Here is a 15,960-nt window from a genome sequence, read left to right as displayed (position 1 = left end):
ATACTTTTCACCAAAAAAATCGTCATTGGAACCAATTCAAAGACCATAAGAGAAAGCCTTGGTTCACAGAACCAAGGCTTTCTCGACAATCTGACGACCTACAACGTAGGTCGCCAAGATCAAAATACACGCATCAAGAAGGTAATGCAAAGTAAGCAGGGTTGAATCGATTCATTGATTCGATCAATGAAGACCCTGTCGGCGTAAATATAGCATATTACATCCATTTATTCCATAACACTTAATAAAATTGTAATAATTTAATTCGAAGTTACTGTTTGCTTACAATCATCTGAAGCGTCACCGTACGTGTTTTCGAACTGGTGAATTCGTGCTACAAATTTCGTTGGAGCCGTTGAAATTCCTTTGTTGTAAAGCTGTAGTTCGTGTTCATACGCTTGTACTTCATAGGAAATATACGTAACTAATTGTTCAAGCTCAATTCGTTCTTCTTGAATGTTAAAAAATGTTTGTGCCTCGTGTTCTTGAATTTCTTTTACTTGAGCATTGATGTGATGAAACCAATGGAGCCGCTTATGACGAGTTAACGATGGGTCATTAATCAACGCTAATGAGAGAAGCAAGTCATGTTGTCGTTTGCTGTCTTGAACTTTGTGTACGACTTTATGTACGATGCGCTCATAGCGATGAAGGAGTCTAGAGAGCTGTGACCAACGTTTTTCAATTCGTTTTACAAACTTTAACAATACTGAATAACCAACGAGCCATCCTAGCAATGTTATTCCAATCAAACTACCTAAAATAATGGGGAATACCAATGAGTTCAGTCCTCCCTTAACGTACAATGATTAAGCTCTACTATACCATATGAGAATCAATCATAGGGAATGCGAATGTAGGGAAAGAAAACCATATCACTACTCGTTAAGCTCGTTTGTCATAAGTGAACTAATACTAGACGGTTAATTAACAGTATAGTATGGTTACTGTAAGCGCTTACTGATCTGAACCGATTGAGCGCTTGCTCAGTCGGCAAATTCTAAATAAAGCGAGGGATTGTATTGAATTTTGCATTATCGAAAGAACAACGGATGATCCGAGACACAGTTCGAGATTTTGTAAAAGCAGAAGTGGCACCAAAAGCGATTGAAGTGGATCAAACTTCACGATTTCCAAAGGAAAACTTTGATCGCATGGCTGAGCTTGGCATTTCTGGTTTGCCAATTCCTGAAAAGTACGGTGGAGCAGGTGCAGATACATTGTCGTACGCACTTGCGGTAGAAGAAATCGGTAAAGGTTGTGGTGGAACAGGGCTTAGCTATGCAGCATCTGTTTCGCTTGGTGCAAGCCCATTACTGAATTTCGGCAATGAAAAACAAAAAGAAGAATTTCTAGTTCCGATTTGCAAAGGCGAATCCTTAGGTTCATTTGGGTTGACAGAACCTAATGCAGGTTCAGACGCTGGAGGGACAAAAACGACAGCAAAAAAACAAGGTGATCAGTATGTGATCAACGGTGAAAAATGCTGGATTACGAATGCGGAGTATGCAAAAGCTGTCATTATAACCGCTGTGTCAGGGAAGAAAACAAACGGTAAAAATATCATCTCTGCATTTATTGTTCCGACTAATCAGAAAGGATTTACAATTTCGAGCCCTTATGAAAAGATGGGAGTACGAGGTTCGAATACGACTGAATTAGTGTTAGAAGACGTGATGATTCCTGAAGAGAATCTTTTAGGTGACTCTGAAAAAGGCTTCCATCAGTTTTTGGAAACGTTAGATGGCGGAAGAATTTCAATCGGTGCACTTGCCGTTGGAATTGCACAAGCTGCTTATGAACGTGCACTGAACTATTCAAAAGAGCGTAAGCAATTTGGTGAACAGATCGGTAAGTTCCAATCCATTCAATTTAAGTTAGCTGACATGGCTATGCAAATTGAATTAGCGAGAACGATGGTACACAAAGCTGCTTGGCTAAAAGATGAGAAGAAGCCATTTAAAAAAGAAGCTGCATTTGCGAAATTGTACGCATCAGAAATGGCAACAAAAGTATGTAATGACGCGATCCAAATTCACGGAGGTTCTGGGTATATGCGTGAATTCGAGGTAGAGCGTATGTTGAGAGATACGAAGCTTATGGAAATTGGTGAAGGTACTTCTGAGATCCAACGAATGGTAATTAGTCGTGAAATTGGATGTCCAATGTAGAGGAGTGATAACCATGTTTAAGAAAGTTCTAATCGCAAACCGAGGCGAGATTGCGTGTAGAATTATTCGTACGTGTAAAGAAATGGGTATTATAACCGTTGCGGTTTATTCGGATGCAGACGCAACGAGCTTACATGTCAAAATTGCGGATGAAGCTTATCACATTGGTGGTTCAGCAGCGAAGGATAGCTATTTGAACGATCAAAAAATCATTGAAGTAGCCAAAGAATCAGGGGCAGAGGCAATCCATCCTGGCTATGGTTTCTTGTCGGAAAATGCCGAATTTTCTAGATTGTGCAAAGAAAATGATCTTGTCTTTGTCGGTCCTCGACCTGAAACGATCGAAGCGATGGGTGACAAAATCTCTGCACGAGAGAAGATGGAAGCAGCCGGTGTTCCTGTTCTTCCTGGTAATCATAGCGTTGCTTCTGCAGATGAAGCGGTTGAAATTGCTGCAACGATTGGATATCCCCTCATGGTTAAGGCGGCAGCAGGTGGTGGGGGAATAGGCATGGAACTCGTCACAAACGATGATCAATTGCGAAAAGCGTATAGTAGCAATCAGCGTCGTGCGAAGAACTATTTTGGTTCCGGAAACCTTTACTTGGAGAAAGCTTTACTAAATCCAAGACACATTGAAATTCAAGTAATTGCTGATTCATTCGGTGATGCCATTCACCTTGGAGAACGAGATTGCTCCATCCAAAGACGCCATCAAAAAGTAATTGAAGAAGCACCCGCTCCAGCATTAGGCGATGATGTTCGTGAAGCGATGAGGCAAGCAGCTTTAAAAGCAGTAACGTCTTTACAGTATGTTAATGCGGGTACGTTAGAGTTTCTCTACGAAGAAGGACAATTTTACTTTTTAGAAATGAACACGAGGCTACAAGTAGAACATCCGGTTACGGAGGCCATTACAGGTGTAGATCTCGTAAAAGAACAATTAACCGTTGCGAGCGGAAAAAGGTTATCAGTTCGTCAAGAGGAGGTCACGTTCACAGGACATAGCATTGAATGCCGAGTGTATGCAGAAGATCCTGTGACGTTTTTTCCATCACCTGGGACGCTATCGAACGTTTTGTTTCCTAGAGACGTGCGTGTCGATCACTCGATTGAAACTGGAACAGAAGTGACCCCTTTTTATGACCCGATGATCGCTAAAGTCATCGTTCATGATCTGGATCGACAAAAAGCGATTGAGAAAATGAAGCAAACGCTCTTAAACACAAGCATAGAAGGGATTAAAACGAACATTCCATTTTTACGTCGTGTGCTCGACCAACCTGACTTTATAAATGAAAACATGAATACAAACTTTGTTCAAAAGCATAAAGAGACGATACTACAATAAGGAGATGGTCACATGGCAACAATCACATCAACGATGGCAGGTAATCTGTGGAAAGTGTTAAAAAACGTAGGGGACACGGTAGAAGCAGGTGAAGAAGTTGCAATACTGGAATCCATGAAGATGGAAATTCCAATTGAAGCCGAATCAGCAGGGGTCGTTAAACAAGTTCAAAAAAACGAAGGCGAATTTGTAAATGAAGGCGACGTATTATTTGAAATCGAGTAAAGGGGCTGTTGCAAGTGACAAACATTACAGTAGAAATTGATGAATATGGCATTTGTTACGTCCAACTTAACCGCAAAGAACAAGCAAACAGCTTGTCAAAAGCACTTTTAGATGAATTAAAGAGCGAAATTGAATCAATTAAATTTAATGAAGAAGTAAAAGTCGTTGTATTTACTGCAGCAGGCAATAAGATTTTTTCTGCAGGAGCGGATCTAAAAGAACGTTCATCAATGACTGAGAAAGAAGTTGTGGCAGCAGTCCACTACATTCAATCGGTCGTTCACCTCGTGTCAACGATTCCACAACCTACCATTGCAGCTGTGAATGGTAGTGCGCTTGGTGGTGGATTAGAACTGGCTCTTGCTACCGACATTCGCGTCGGAGCGATAGAGGGGACGTACGGACTGCCTGAAACATCCCTTGCCATTATTCCTGGTGCAGGAGGAACACAACGACTTGCGAAATTAATCGGACCCGGAAAAGCGAAGCAATTAATCTTCTCTGCTGCACGTATTAGCGGTCAAGAAGCATTTGATATAGGTATCTTCGAAGAATGTGTGCCTCTTCAAGACGTCGTTCAAACGGCAAAGGAGCTTGCATTGACAATTGCTAACAACGGTCCTCTTGCCACAAAGATGGCAAAGCAAGCGATTGATTTAGGCCTATTAAACGATTTAGAAACAGGACTTGCAATTGAACGAGCAAGTTATGAGAAGACGATTCCAACTGCTGATCGCAAAGAAGGATTACTTGCCTTTAAGGAAAAACGAACGCCATCCTATATAGGAAAGTAGTGAACGAGACATGGTTAACACTAAAAAAGATCACCTCGCTATTCAACAGACGATTGAAGAAGGTGGAGCTGCGAAATATCATGAAAGCAACAGTGCTAAAGGAAAGAAATTTGTAAGAGATCGACTTGCTGATTTGCTTGATGATGGTTCCATTACGTTTGAAGATGGGAAGTTTGCAAACAACATGGCTGAAGGATTACCTGCTGATGGGGTTGTGACTGGAATGGGCACAATTCACGGTGAAAGCGTCTGTTTTATGGCCAATGATTCAACGGTCAAAGCGGGATCTTGGGGAGCTCGAACTGTTGAGAAGATCATTCGTATTCAAGAAACAGCAGAGCGGTTAAATACACCAATGTTGTATCTTGTAGACTCTGCAGGAGCTAGAATTACAGACCAAATCGACATGTTTCCTGGAAGACGTGGTGCAGGTCGAATTTTTCATAATCAGATTCGACTTTCAGGACAAATTCCACAAATTTGTTTGTTGTTCGGACCGTCGGCTGCTGGAGGTGCGTACATACCGGCGTTTTGCGATTTCGTTATCATGGTCGACCAAAACGCTTCGATGTATTTGGGGTCTCCACGGATGGCGGAAATGGTTATTGGTGAAAAGGTTAGTCTAGAAGAAATGGGCGGAGCGAAAATGCATTGCTCAGTGTCAGGTTGTGGTGATTACTTGGCTCAAGACGAAGATGAAGCCATTATCGCAGCTCGTCAGTATATGCGCTATATGCCAAAAAACTGTCATGAAAAGCCAGCAACGATTGACTACACGTTGCCTTCAGAACAAGATGTACAATCTTTACTCCCGAATAACCAAAACGCGCCGTTTGATATGCGAGTCATGATCAAGCGTATTGCAGATGAAGATAGCTTGTTTGAAGTGAAGGAACGTTTTGCACCGGAATTACTTACAGCTTTCATTACGATCGAAGGTCGAGTCATCGGAGTCGTAGCAAACCAACCGAAAATTAAAGGTGGTGTGTTGTTTCACGATTCAGCTGACAAAGCAGCGAGGTTTATGACGATCTGCGATGCGTACAACATTCCGCTCTTATTCCTTGCGGACGTACCTGGATTTATGATCGGTACGCACGTGGAACGAGCAGGAATCATTCGTCACGGTGCGAAGATGCTAAGTGCGATGAGTAGTGCAACCGTCCCGAGAATTTCAGTGATCGTTCGAAAAGCATACGGCGCAGGTCTTTATGCAATGTCAGGTCCTGCATTTGAGCCAGATTGTACGTTAGCATTCCCTGAGGCACAAATTGCAGTTATGGGTCCAGAAGCTGCTGTGAACGCAGTATATGCGAACAAAATCGCAGAGCTTCCAGAGGAAGAGCGCCAAGCTTTTGTTCAAGAGAAACGAAAAGAATACCAAGAAGACATCGATGTTTATCGCCTAGCCTCAGAGATGATCATTGATGAAATTATCAAACCAAATGAGCTTCGAAATGAGCTTATTCGTCGCTTTAAGCAATATGAAAATAAAACGGTTAGTCAGCCTAATAAAAAGCGGAGTGTTACTCCAGTCTAAAACCCTTGTGATTCAAGGGTTTTTTTACGTTTAAGTAATTGGATGAACTTAACAATTAAAAAACACGGATAGAGATTTCAAATCGAGCCACAATATAGGTACACAGAGAGGGAGGTGAAACACATGGCAGATAACAGAAGCTCAAACCAACTTGTAGTACCTGGTGTACAACAAGCTCTAGACCAAATGAAATACGAAATCGCTTCTGAGTTCGGTGTCCAACTAGGACCAGACTCAACAGCACGCTCTAACGGTTCAGTTGGAGGGGAAATCACAAAACGCTTAGTTCAAATGGCTGAGCAACAAATGGGTGGTTACCAAAAGTAACGCACTAATGAACATCTAATTAAATAAAGATGGCTAGAAAAGGCAGCGTACGCTGCCTTTTCATTTTGTTATTGTGGCGGTTGATGTTCTTCGAATTCGTGGTAAAGCATTAAGTCGTGAATGTGCGCTTCAATCTTTTCAAGATCTACATCGGGCGTACGTTTCCATTTAATCTGCCCATCTCCATGATACATACCCTCATAAAAAACTCCTTTATAAAAAAAGGAAAATTTCCATTCTTTAGAGATCCAATTGTTTTTTACAGTCTCGTATTGAAAATGTTGGAACATCGTATCCTCCTCATGTCACGTTTCTACATGTTTTATGGTATCATGACTAGCGAATAGAAATGAAGATGTTTTAGATAGGAGACAGTGCTAATGAATGGCGTCATAATTATTTTGTTCTCCATGACTCTCGCTGGGATCATCGGGCTCGTTACGAATATTATTGCGATTTCTATGTTGTTTCGTCCATACAAAACATTGTACATAGGAAAGAAAAAGGTCCCGTTAACGCCAGGTCTCATTCCAAAACGCCAAAAAGAAATTGCTGAACATTTAGGCAAAGTTGTAATGAATCATCTTTTAACCGCAGATGGGTTAGAGCAGAAATTTACAAACCCTGCCTTCCAACAAGAAGTGTCAAACTGGGCAAAAGATAGCATACACAAATGGTTGCAAACCGAAGAGCGTTCAATTGCAGCACTCGTGCAAGAGTATGATTCTTCTGTAGAGCTAGAAGAGTGGGTCTATACAAAGTTAGAAACGATTGTTCATGAACGGGTGAACGACTGGTTAGAACAGAATCGTCATCTAACGCTCGCTGAATTGTTGCCAGAGGAAGTAACGAAAGGAGCGCATGAGAAAGTTCCAGTCGTTACAGAATGGGCGTTCGAACGACTAGAAAGTTACTTGAATTCTGATGAAGGAAGAGCGCAGTTTTTGCGAGTTGTACGCCAGTTTCTTGAGCGACAAGGCTCGTTTGTACAAATGCTCGGTTCTTTTGTAAAACCAGACCGTATTATTGAAAGGCTTTACCCAGAAGTCGTTCGTGCGATGACGTCTAGTGATATACGCCAGTGGGTGACTACGAAGATGCAGTCAGAGTTAACGGAACAGGCAAACAAGCCCCTTCATGATTGGTTAGATCATGAAGATACTAAAGGCATTCAGAATACGTTGATTACGTATACGTTAGAACGTTTGCCAATTGATAAGCTAATCCATCGCCCTGTTAATGAATGGAATACCTTTATTAATCTACAATGGATTGAACGAATTGTTACGGCAAGTGTGTCGAAATCGAGCTCCGTACTTCAACGAAAACTGCCTTCAATGCTTGAGTTCCTAAATTTAGAAGAGGTCGTCGCAGAACAAGTGAACGCTTTTTCAGTGGAACGATTAGAAGCAATTGTTCTTGATATTTCACGTAGAGAGTTTCGGATGATTAAGTATTTAGGTGGTGTTCTTGGAGCGGTTATTGGGCTCGTCCAAGGAATTGTGCTCGTTATGCTCATTTAATGTGAGTTTTTCTTTGTCAATTGAGTTGAACAATGTTATCCTCGTGTGAGTGTGCCAGTTACGTGGCAAATGATAGGAGGATGCAAAATGTCTAATTTACAAGATACAGCGCAACAACTTGCGAATGCAATTGCTGAAAGTGATGAATTTAAGGAACTTGAGCGTCTACACAAAGAAGTTGAAAGTGATGAGGTTGCAAGCCGCATGCTTACGAACTTCCGTGAAATTCAATTAACACTTCAAGAAAAGCAAATGCAAGGTGAACAACCTTCAGAAGAAGAAATTATGCAAGCTCAAAAACAATTTGAATTGGTTCAACAACATGAAACGATTTCAAAATTAATGGAGCAAGAGCAAAAAATGAGCCAAGTGATCGGTGAAGTAAACCAACTGATTACGCAACCACTTGAGCGTCTTTACGGAGCTCCAGAGCAGTAATATGCAAACCGGGAAACGAAGCGATCACGCTCGTTTCCCGGTTTTTTTGTTGGCGAGCTATAGTGGAAGTAAAGGTTAGATGTATAAAGGTCGTTTTAAGTTCCTACTAAGACATGTTCTATTCTGTTTGTTTCGTACATATTTTTTAGCAATAGGACGGTGTATAAGAAGGAGTGGACAAAAGTTATGAACTATCGGATGTTAGCACTTTCTGTTGATGGAAGCATATTAAAAGAAAATGGGCGCATGTCTAGAACGACGAAGGAAGCCATTGAATTCGTCCAAGACAAAGGTGTATATGTGACATTATGTTCCAATCGTTCACACCAGCAGCTAGAGAAAATTGCTAAGCATTTGAAGATTAATCATGAGTTGATCTCCTATGGTGGCGGGTTAATTGCTGGAAAAGCAGATAAACCTCTTCATGCAGCAAGGTTCCCTGTAGAAATGGCGAGAGATGTTGCGATGGAATTGGAACATTTTTCGTGCCAAATCGTTGTTGAACATGAAAAGTTCGAACTTACAAACCGTCAGCAGCAACCACAAAATTTCTTAGGTAAAATGACAGTAAGCCTTAGCGAATCACTATTCTCACAATCGGTCGTTGATCATTTAAGTGAACACATTGATTTACATCGAATCGAGCCGATTCGCTTTCGCGTTCACTTTGAGACGGAAGAATTAAAGGCGATTGCAGTGAAACATTTACATGAACGGATTCCTGATGTGAGAATTTTAGATTTGCGACTTGATCAGACGATTTACATTAGTACGAAACAAGCAACAAAAGCAGAATCTCTCCTATTCTTAGGTCACGAATTAGGAATAAGACCAGAAGAGATTGTCGCAACAGGGTGTAAAGTCGGGGACGAACAATTATTAAATTCTGTTGGCATTGGAGTTGCAATGGGTGGCTCACCACCATCGGTTGTATCCGCTAGCAATTGGTTAACTCGCTCTGTAGATCAAAACGGACTCGCTTATATGATTAAAGAAGTATTTAGAAAACAGATGAAAGTCAGTCTCCTTTAAACTGCAAAAAAGGCTTAACGAATATAATTATTCGTTAAGCCTTTCGTTCGTTTGTTAGCGATAGAAAAGTAACAACTTTCCCGCTCGTACGAGACGATGGGTTGTCGTAGAATAAGACTTTTCTTCAAGGAGTTTCTTCCCGTGGTCAATCGCTTCTTGGTCATTTGGGAATGTGAATGACTCATTTAGAAGTAGCTCGCCTTTTTTGTCAAAAACGGTTAATGCGTAGCTCATGTTGCATCTACCTCCAGTTAATTTGTTAGAATTATACCATAAATCAAAACGTTTTGTAGAGCTTGTTCTTAAGTAATGAAGTTGCTATAGTACAAGGCGACGAAGAAAGAGGGTGACATGGATATGTCATTGATGATAAAAGGTGTTACAAAAAAGTACGGTTCAAAGGTCGCCGTAGAAAATCTTTCATTTGAAGTGAACCGCGGTGAAATGTTTGGTTTGCTCGGTAGGAACGGTGCTGGGAAGACAACGACGTTCCGTTTAATGCTCGGACTGTTAAAAGCAAATCAAGGGACGATTACGTGGGGCAATGTAACGCCAGTCAAACTAACGAGTCGAACGATTGGTTATTTACCTGAAGAGCGAGGGCTCTATCCAAAGTTAAATGTGATGCAACAACTGATTTATCTTGGTCGTCTTAAAGGCATGACAAAGCGAGAAGTCAAAGATGAAGTCACGAAGTGGTTACGTCAATTTGAAGCATTGCAATATGAGAATAAACGAATGGAACAATTATCAAAAGGAAATCAGCAGAAGATCCAATTTATTGCGAGTGTTATGCATAAACCAGAACTACTTATTTTGGATGAACCTTTTAGCGGTTTAGATCCGATTAACATTAATGTGTTAAAAAAGGCAGTCTTTGATTTGCGAGACCAAGGGACGACGATTGTTTTTTCAAGTCATCGAATGGATCACGTGGAATCTCTTTGTGAGAATTTGAGCATTTTGAATAATGGACAACAAGTGGCATATGGTTCTCTTCAACAAATAAAAGCGGCTTATCGGAGTCGGACGATTCGCATTAAGGCCGATTTTTCTTTAGATTATTTACTGACGCTTAACGGTGTGATCGATGTACAAGAAGAAGCTCATGAAACTCGAGTTGTCGTTCAAACCGAAGCGATTGTGAATGCCGTCTTTGAAGCGTTACATAACAAAGGAAACGTTCAACTATTTGCGGTTGAAGAACCTACGCTTCATGACATTTTTATTGATAAGGCAGGTTCCGCACATGCGTAATATAGGGCTCGTACTTTGGCACACGTTCTATACGAAAGTCGTTTCTAAAACGTTTTTCTTCACGTCATTTTTTATGATTTTGTTTATGTCAATCATTTTGAATATCGAAGCCATCCTCGACTTTTTTGATGATGATCCTGAAACGAGCGTCTATTCGGTTGCTGTTGTTGATGAGACAGAAGAGGTCTTCGGTGAATTAGAGCATGTCTTTGATCAACGTGACGAGACCATTCATTTTGAGCAATACGATTCGTCTAGAGTAAGTGATGAAGAAGTGTATGATCGTTATGATGCTATGCTTTTTATTGAAGGGACAGTGGATCATCCAGTCGCTCATTACGAAGCCCCGTCAATCAACCAATCGTATTTGCCGAGAGTTCTTGAATCGGAAATCCAGTCAATTGCAGAAGAGAAACGGATTGAGCAGTCGGGGATTTCTGAAGAGGTGATCGAGAACATTGCTCAACCGATCACTTTCTCATTAGAAGCAAGTGATGATAACGCCCGTTCCGAAGCGGAACTCGACCAGGCACGCTTTTTCGTTTATATTTTATTGTTCGTCATTTATTTTACGGTGTTATTCCTTGGCAATATGATTGCTTCAGAAGTGGCGACAGAGAAGAGCTCACGAGTCATGGAGCTGTTAATTACGAGCACGTCACCTGCACAGCAAATGTTTGGCAAGATTCTTGGGGTTGGGCTTGTCGGTCTTACCCAGTACAGCATAATCTTTCTCGTGGCGCTTGTTACTTTTGGCATGGGGATGGATGGTTCGCTTCCACAAGTTAGTGGTAATGTCGGACAAGCTGAACAAGACATGATTCAAGAAGCGAGCTTCTCTATAGAGCTATTTTTACTAGCCTTCGTTTACTTTGTGCTTGGTTACTTTTTATATGCGACACTTGCTGCAATGCTCGGCTCGTTAGTGACGCGAATTGAAGATGTAGGTCTTGCAGTAGGACCAATGAATATGCTCGTTATTCTAGCGTTACTCATTTCAATGTTTAGTTTAGGCAACCCATCGGCAACAATTACTACGGTAACGTCGTATATTCCATTTTTTACGCCAATGATTATGTTTTTGCGGGTTGGAATGGGAGAAGCGTCCTCATTTGAAATGATTCTTTCGTTTGTTCTTCTTTTCATATCGATTGCAATCTTAATGGTCATTGCAACGAGGGTTTATCGTGGAGGCGTGCTTTTGTATTCCCAAGGACGTTTAATCGAGATGATTAAACGTGCATTAATTGTAACAAATCGAGAAAAGGACAATTAGGTTTTCATAGAAGACTTTGGTATAATTGCATAGCAACTGACAAGAGAGGGGTGAGACTATGATTGAAATGATATCAGATACTGAGTGGTTTACGTTTATGTTGTTGCTTTCACAAATTGCGCTACTCGGTTTGCAGATTCGATTATTTATCGAGTTTGCATACGTATGGGATGAACGGCATGTTCACCAACGGTGTTATCAAAGTAAAGATTTAGAAGCTCATAGTCTCAACCCTAGACGGACATTTAGCATCATTAAGCGCAAAGTACCGTCCCTTGCGGATCATGCATCTGATGATGATGAAATTTCTTTCCTTCATACTCGTTAACGTGTTGTAAAAACGAAGGAGGAAATGAAATGAAACGACGATTACAAATGATAACGTTACTCGTTATAGCTCTAATAGTATTAACCGCTTGTGGAATGGACCAAGCACCAATTACTTCTGAAAGTGAAGGCATATGGGATCACTTTTTCGTATTTCCGCTTTCGTGGTTAATCATCCAAGCTGCAGAGCTGTTTAACGGCAGTTATGGACTTGCAATTATGCTTATGACGGTCGTCATAAGGTTGGCGATTTTGCCGTTGTTCTTGAAACAACAAAAAAGCAGTAAGGCTATGCAAAAACTAAGACCTGAGTTGGATAAGCTTCGTGAAAAGTACGATCCAAAAAAGCAAGAAGATCAAGCGAAAATGCAGCAAGAAATGATTCAGCTCTATCAAAAAAGTGGCATTAACCCGTTAATGGGGTGTCTTCCGATCCTCATTCAAATGCCGATTTTAATGGCGTTTTACTTCGCTATCATTCGAACGGAAGAAATTGCAACACACAGTTTTCTATGGATGGATTTAGGAGCACCAGATCCGTATTACATTATGCCTGCACTAGCCGGGGTACTCATGTATTTGCAAATGCAACTGAGCACGAGACAACTGCCGCAAGAGATGGCTGCTCAAATGAAGATTATGCAATATATTATGCCGGTCATGATCGTGTTTATCGGGATCGCTTTACCGTCTGCACTATCTCTTTACTGGGCAACAGGAAGTTTGTTTATGATCATCCAAACGTATGTCATTCAAATGCGTGATAAGCGTAATGAGGCAAGTAGTGATGTCGCTACTGAACAATAGATGAGAAGTCCTTGTCTTCAACACCAGAGCAGAGTGTGGTGTTTGAAGGCGAGGATTTTTGTTTTTTACTCACCAATCTTTCATTTGTGAATAGCGTAGTGGGTAGAAGGAGGTAGGCGATTATAATGGATTCTATGAAACAAAAATACGATCATTGTGTGCAACACGTTGGACAGAACGTGCACGTTCAGATGTTTGATGAAAAGACCTTCCAAGGGTTTTTAGAGAGTGTCGATGATGAACACGTCTATTTATTAGTCCCTGAAAATGTAGCGGATGGAGAGGAAGTAGCCGCTGCGTATATTCAACATGGAGGTCAAGGTCATCACCACGGAGGCCACCACCATCATGGGGGTCAAGGCCATCATCACGGAGGCCACCACCACGGAGGTCACCACCATCATGGAGGTCAAGGCCATCATCATCAAGGACACAATCATGGGTACATGGAACATGATGAGCACAACCATCACATGAATCAAGGTCACCAATCTCAAAGCAATGAGTCGATGCAAAATTGGATGAATGAGCATTATCCGGCACATGCTTATGAAAATATGCGTTTCACTCCAGAAGGATCCCATCAACAAGATGCGAGAATTTTTGGTGGCTTCGGACCAGGTTTTGGATATGGATACGGTCCAGGGCCTTTTTATGGGGGAGGACGCTTTCGTAGAATCGCGCTTCCTTTAGCAGGTCTTGCAGCTTTGTCTTTAATCTTTTAGTATGTTAACTGAGAACTGTCATTTGACAGTTCTTTCTTGTTTTTAAAGCTGTAAAAGGCGATAATTGAAATGGATAGGAAGCAATATGAACGTTAATTGCTCGTCTAATTTAAAAATTGAGTACAGAAGTGGGTGGCAATCCATGAGTTATACCGTATTTCTCGTTGAAGATGAACAGAATTTATCAGAGGCACTGAAAGCCTATATGGAAAGAGAAGGTTGGACTGTCCAACTATTCCACGATGGGGATAAAGCGAACGAAGCTGTCGAAGAAACCCCTCATCTCTGGGTACTTGATATTATGTTACCAGGTACAGACGGTTATCAAATCTTAAAGAACATTCGTGAGAAGCAAGGCGATATTCCAGTCATTTTTATCTCTGCAAGAGACCAAGACCTCGACCGGGTGTTAGGTCTTGAAATGGGAAGTGACGACTATATCTCAAAGCCGTTTTTGCCTCAAGAGTTAATCATACGAGCGAAAAAATTGTTAACTCGTACTTACGGACAAGAATCCGAAGAGAGCAAGAAGATTGAGCTTAACGATTATACGATCGACGCTGAGGCACGTACAGTTACGGATAATCATCAACCAGAGCAACCGGTTGATTTAACTACAAAGGAGATGGATCTTATTCTCCTTCTAACTGAACAAGTTGGAAAAGCGTTATCGCGTGAAGATATTATTGAAGAAGTATGGGGAGAAAATTACTTCGGCTCTGAGCGTGCTGTGGATGATGTTGTCAGACGTGTACGCAAAAAGATGCCGCGTATTCATTTAGAAACATTGTACGGTTTTGGGTATAGGATTCTTTCCTCATGATTCGCATGAATTTAACGAGAAGGATCTGGCTGTCATTTGCAGCTTTGCTCATTCTTGTTGCCGTTTCAATGGCTGTTATTTATCCGATGTACATTCAAGGAACGTTAACGGAAGAAACGTATCGCATTATTGAACAAGCACAGAATCGCCAAATTAATCCGTTTAGTGGTCAGTTCGTTGAAATTGATGAAGAAAGTGCATTTATTGATCCAGAGCTTCGTGAAACGGGGCATTTACTTATTGAGGATTCTGTCGTTCGGCCGTTAACATTACATGCCATTCCGCCTGATGCGATTGATACGATTATTAACAATGCGGTCTCTCAAGAAGGTGATACTGAGCGGTATGAGCTAACGTTTGAAGGCAACACATTGTTTTATGTGATTAAACAATTCAATAGTGAAGATAACGAGAATTATCTTATTTCGTTCATGTGGGATTCTTATCGTGATAGCTTAATTAACAGTTTATGGGGGAACTTTGTTTACTTGTTGATATTAACAACAGCGTTCACCTTGCTACCAGCCATTTGGCTAACACGATATTTGCGCAAACCTTTGCGACTTCTAGGTAATCATTTTGAGCAAATTGCAAAACGAAATTGGAAAGAACCTTTTCATTGGAAAGGCGATGAAGATTTCCAGAAGCTATCGGACCAATTTGAATTAATGAGACAGAATTTGATCCGTCATGATAAAGCTCAGAAGACGTTTATTCAACACGCTTCACATGAGCTTAAAACGCCAATTATGGTCGTGAAAACGTATGCCCAATCTGTGAAAGATGGGATTTTACCGAAGAATACAGTAGAAGAATCAATGGATGTAATTTTGCAAGAAGCAAATCGGATGGACAAGCGTGTAAAGGATATGCTCTACTTTACGAAACTTGGGGCGATGAAAACGGAGACGATTAACCGTGAACGAATTTCGTTTGGTGAATTGGCTTATCGTCTAGAGGAACGATATCGAATCCAACGTCCAGACCTTTCCTTTGTCATCCAAGGAGCAGAAATACAATTCTATGGTGATTTAGAGCAAATACAAATTCTACTCGAAAACCTCATCGAAAATGCGATGAGGTATGCAGAAACTGGCATTTGGATTAGTGCCAAGCAGTCGTTGCACCATGTTACACTGTATGTTGAGAATGATGGAGAGCCAATTCCTGAAGATGAACGACATTCGATCTTTGATCCATTTAGAAAAGGGAATAAAGGTCAATACGGTTTGGGGCTTGCAATTGTGAAGCAAATCGTTGAACTGCATCACGGGGAACATCATGTTGACAATAGTAAAGGTAGGGTATCATTTCAAATGACAATCCCTGATCATGAGTAGGAGA

Annotated in this window: 19 protein-coding genes; 16 read left to right on the top strand and 3 right to left on the bottom strand. The window is 41.1% G+C overall.

Annotated features, from left to right (window positions below; translation table 11 throughout):
* Positions 1–260: 260 nt before the first annotated feature.
* On the bottom strand, positions 261–779 hold the full coding sequence (locus JOD17_RS14950) for a hypothetical protein (RefSeq protein WP_204698708.1): 519 nt from the start codon (positions 777–779) through the stop codon (positions 261–263).
* A gap of 243 nt (positions 780–1,022) precedes the next feature.
* On the opposite strand from JOD17_RS14950, the gene JOD17_RS14945 reads away from it, so the two are divergent.
* The 6 genes from JOD17_RS14945 (at position 1,023) to JOD17_RS14925 (ending at position 6,408) form a co-directional block, all read left to right on the top strand.
* A complete protein-coding gene (locus tag JOD17_RS14945) occupies positions 1,023–2,171 on the top strand; it encodes an acyl-CoA dehydrogenase family protein (protein ID WP_204698707.1) in 1,149 nt (382 codons plus the stop codon).
* Between the two features lie 13 nt (positions 2,172–2,184).
* Entirely contained in the window at positions 2,185–3,522 is a 1,338-nt protein-coding gene (locus tag JOD17_RS14940; RefSeq protein WP_239575564.1) for an acetyl-CoA carboxylase biotin carboxylase subunit, read from the top strand.
* A gap of 12 nt (positions 3,523–3,534) precedes the next feature.
* Positions 3,535–3,747: an acetyl-CoA carboxylase biotin carboxyl carrier protein subunit gene (locus JOD17_RS21340; RefSeq protein ID WP_042421114.1), complete on the top strand. Its 213-nt coding sequence runs from the start codon at positions 3,535–3,537 to the stop codon at positions 3,745–3,747.
* Positions 3,748–3,761: 14 nt separating this feature from the next.
* Positions 3,762–4,541, top strand: a complete 780-nt coding sequence (locus tag JOD17_RS14935) for an enoyl-CoA hydratase-related protein (RefSeq protein WP_204698706.1) — start codon at positions 3,762–3,764, stop codon at positions 4,539–4,541.
* 10 nt (positions 4,542–4,551) lie between these two features.
* Positions 4,552–6,081, top strand: coding sequence for an acyl-CoA carboxylase subunit beta (locus JOD17_RS14930; RefSeq protein ID WP_204698705.1), 1,530 nt, complete (start codon positions 4,552–4,554; stop codon positions 6,079–6,081).
* A 123-nt stretch (positions 6,082–6,204) separates the two neighbouring features.
* Positions 6,205–6,408, top strand: a complete 204-nt coding sequence (locus tag JOD17_RS14925; RefSeq protein WP_042361208.1) for an alpha/beta-type small acid-soluble spore protein — start codon at positions 6,205–6,207, stop codon at positions 6,406–6,408.
* Between the two features lie 68 nt (positions 6,409–6,476).
* Here JOD17_RS14925 and JOD17_RS14920 read toward each other — a convergent pair whose 3' ends face one another.
* Positions 6,477–6,698, bottom strand: coding sequence for a DUF5342 family protein (locus tag JOD17_RS14920; protein WP_042421119.1), 222 nt, complete (start codon positions 6,696–6,698; stop codon positions 6,477–6,479).
* A 90-nt stretch (positions 6,699–6,788) separates the two neighbouring features.
* Here JOD17_RS14920 and JOD17_RS14915 point away from each other — a divergent pair, with 90 nt between their 5' ends.
* The 3 genes from JOD17_RS14915 (at position 6,789) to JOD17_RS14905 (ending at position 9,401) form a co-directional block, all read left to right on the top strand.
* Positions 6,789–7,931, top strand: coding sequence for a DUF445 domain-containing protein (locus tag JOD17_RS14915; protein ID WP_204698704.1), 1,143 nt, complete (start codon positions 6,789–6,791; stop codon positions 7,929–7,931).
* An 87-nt stretch (positions 7,932–8,018) separates the two neighbouring features.
* Positions 8,019–8,369, top strand: coding sequence for a YlbF/YmcA family competence regulator (locus JOD17_RS14910; protein ID WP_042421127.1), 351 nt, complete (start codon positions 8,019–8,021; stop codon positions 8,367–8,369).
* A 186-nt stretch (positions 8,370–8,555) separates the two neighbouring features.
* Positions 8,556–9,401, top strand: coding sequence for an HAD hydrolase family protein (locus JOD17_RS14905; protein WP_204698703.1), 846 nt, complete (start codon positions 8,556–8,558; stop codon positions 9,399–9,401).
* Positions 9,402–9,455: 54 nt separating this feature from the next.
* On the opposite strand, the gene JOD17_RS14900 is transcribed toward JOD17_RS14905, so the two are convergent.
* Positions 9,456–9,635, bottom strand: coding sequence for a YhzD family protein (locus tag JOD17_RS14900; RefSeq protein WP_042421129.1), 180 nt, complete (start codon positions 9,633–9,635; stop codon positions 9,456–9,458).
* Between the two features lie 117 nt (positions 9,636–9,752).
* Between JOD17_RS14900 and JOD17_RS14895 the strand changes: the two genes are divergently transcribed.
* The 7 genes from JOD17_RS14895 to JOD17_RS14865 all read left to right on the top strand — a co-directional run bounded on the left by JOD17_RS14895 (position 9,753) and on the right by JOD17_RS14865 (position 15,956).
* Complete coding sequence (locus JOD17_RS14895; RefSeq protein ID WP_338028809.1) at positions 9,753–10,658, top strand: ABC transporter ATP-binding protein; 906 nt, start codon at positions 9,753–9,755, stop codon at positions 10,656–10,658.
* On the top strand, positions 10,651–11,934 hold the full coding sequence (locus JOD17_RS14890; protein WP_204698701.1) for an ABC transporter permease: 1,284 nt from the start codon (positions 10,651–10,653) through the stop codon (positions 11,932–11,934). The genes JOD17_RS14895 and JOD17_RS14890 overlap by 8 nt, the downstream gene beginning before the upstream one ends.
* Before the next feature lie 58 nt (positions 11,935–11,992).
* Entirely contained in the window at positions 11,993–12,262 is a 270-nt protein-coding gene (locus JOD17_RS14885; protein WP_204698699.1) for a hypothetical protein, read from the top strand.
* A gap of 29 nt (positions 12,263–12,291) precedes the next feature.
* The gene (gene yidC / locus JOD17_RS14880) at positions 12,292–13,068 is read left to right on the top strand and encodes a membrane protein insertase YidC (RefSeq protein WP_204698697.1); all 777 of its coding nucleotides are present in this window, start codon (positions 12,292–12,294) and stop codon (positions 13,066–13,068) included.
* A gap of 125 nt (positions 13,069–13,193) precedes the next feature.
* Positions 13,194–13,793 carry an LSm family protein gene (locus tag JOD17_RS14875; RefSeq protein WP_204698721.1) on the top strand — a complete coding sequence of 200 codons (600 nt, stop codon included), beginning with the start codon at positions 13,194–13,196 and terminating at the stop codon, positions 13,791–13,793.
* Between the two features lie 142 nt (positions 13,794–13,935).
* The gene (locus JOD17_RS14870) at positions 13,936–14,616 is read left to right on the top strand and encodes a response regulator transcription factor (RefSeq protein WP_204698695.1); all 681 of its coding nucleotides are present in this window, start codon (positions 13,936–13,938) and stop codon (positions 14,614–14,616) included.
* Positions 14,613–15,956: a HAMP domain-containing sensor histidine kinase gene (locus JOD17_RS14865; RefSeq protein ID WP_204698694.1), complete on the top strand. Its 1,344-nt coding sequence runs from the start codon at positions 14,613–14,615 to the stop codon at positions 15,954–15,956. Before JOD17_RS14870 ends, JOD17_RS14865 begins: the two co-directional genes overlap by 4 nt.
* The last annotated feature ends 4 nt before the right edge of the window (positions 15,957–15,960 follow it).

It is taken from the genome of Geomicrobium sediminis, assembly GCF_016908595.1.
Lineage (GTDB): Bacteria > Bacillota > Bacilli > Bacillales > Marinococcaceae > Geomicrobium_A > Geomicrobium_A sediminis.
The sequence above is the reverse complement of the archived record's forward strand: the minus strand, read 5'-3'. Positions and strand labels throughout refer to the sequence as shown.

What these genes read in the sequence shown, in the direction of transcription:
- yidC (WP_204698697.1), top strand. Translation starts at nt 12,292, where the DNA reads ATGAAACGACGATTACAAATGATAACGTTACTCGTTATAGCTCTAATA.
- JOD17_RS14895 (WP_338028809.1), top strand. Translation starts at nt 9,753, where the DNA reads ATGGATATGTCATTGATGATAAAAGGTGTTACAAAAAAGTACGGTTCA.
- JOD17_RS14870 (WP_204698695.1), top strand. Translation starts at nt 13,936, where the DNA reads ATGAGTTATACCGTATTTCTCGTTGAAGATGAACAGAATTTATCAGAG.
- JOD17_RS21340 (WP_042421114.1), top strand. Translation starts at nt 3,535, where the DNA reads ATGGCAACAATCACATCAACGATGGCAGGTAATCTGTGGAAAGTGTTA.
- JOD17_RS14910 (WP_042421127.1), top strand. Translation starts at nt 8,019, where the DNA reads ATGTCTAATTTACAAGATACAGCGCAACAACTTGCGAATGCAATTGCT.
- JOD17_RS14920 (WP_042421119.1), bottom strand. Translation starts at nt 6,698, where the DNA reads ATGTTCCAACATTTTCAATACGAGACTGTAAAAAACAATTGGATCTCT.
- JOD17_RS14865 (WP_204698694.1), top strand. Translation starts at nt 14,613, where the DNA reads ATGATTCGCATGAATTTAACGAGAAGGATCTGGCTGTCATTTGCAGCT.
- JOD17_RS14925 (WP_042361208.1), top strand. Translation starts at nt 6,205, where the DNA reads ATGGCAGATAACAGAAGCTCAAACCAACTTGTAGTACCTGGTGTACAA.
- JOD17_RS14915 (WP_204698704.1), top strand. Translation starts at nt 6,789, where the DNA reads ATGAATGGCGTCATAATTATTTTGTTCTCCATGACTCTCGCTGGGATC.
- JOD17_RS14930 (WP_204698705.1), top strand. Translation starts at nt 4,552, where the DNA reads ATGGTTAACACTAAAAAAGATCACCTCGCTATTCAACAGACGATTGAA.
- JOD17_RS14890 (WP_204698701.1), top strand. Translation starts at nt 10,651, where the DNA reads ATGCGTAATATAGGGCTCGTACTTTGGCACACGTTCTATACGAAAGTC.
- JOD17_RS14875 (WP_204698721.1), top strand. Translation starts at nt 13,194, where the DNA reads ATGGATTCTATGAAACAAAAATACGATCATTGTGTGCAACACGTTGGA.
- JOD17_RS14940 (WP_239575564.1), top strand. Translation starts at nt 2,185, where the DNA reads ATGTTTAAGAAAGTTCTAATCGCAAACCGAGGCGAGATTGCGTGTAGA.
- JOD17_RS14905 (WP_204698703.1), top strand. Translation starts at nt 8,556, where the DNA reads ATGAACTATCGGATGTTAGCACTTTCTGTTGATGGAAGCATATTAAAA.
- JOD17_RS14885 (WP_204698699.1), top strand. Translation starts at nt 11,993, where the DNA reads ATGATTGAAATGATATCAGATACTGAGTGGTTTACGTTTATGTTGTTG.
- JOD17_RS14900 (WP_042421129.1), bottom strand. Translation starts at nt 9,635, where the DNA reads ATGAGCTACGCATTAACCGTTTTTGACAAAAAAGGCGAGCTACTTCTA.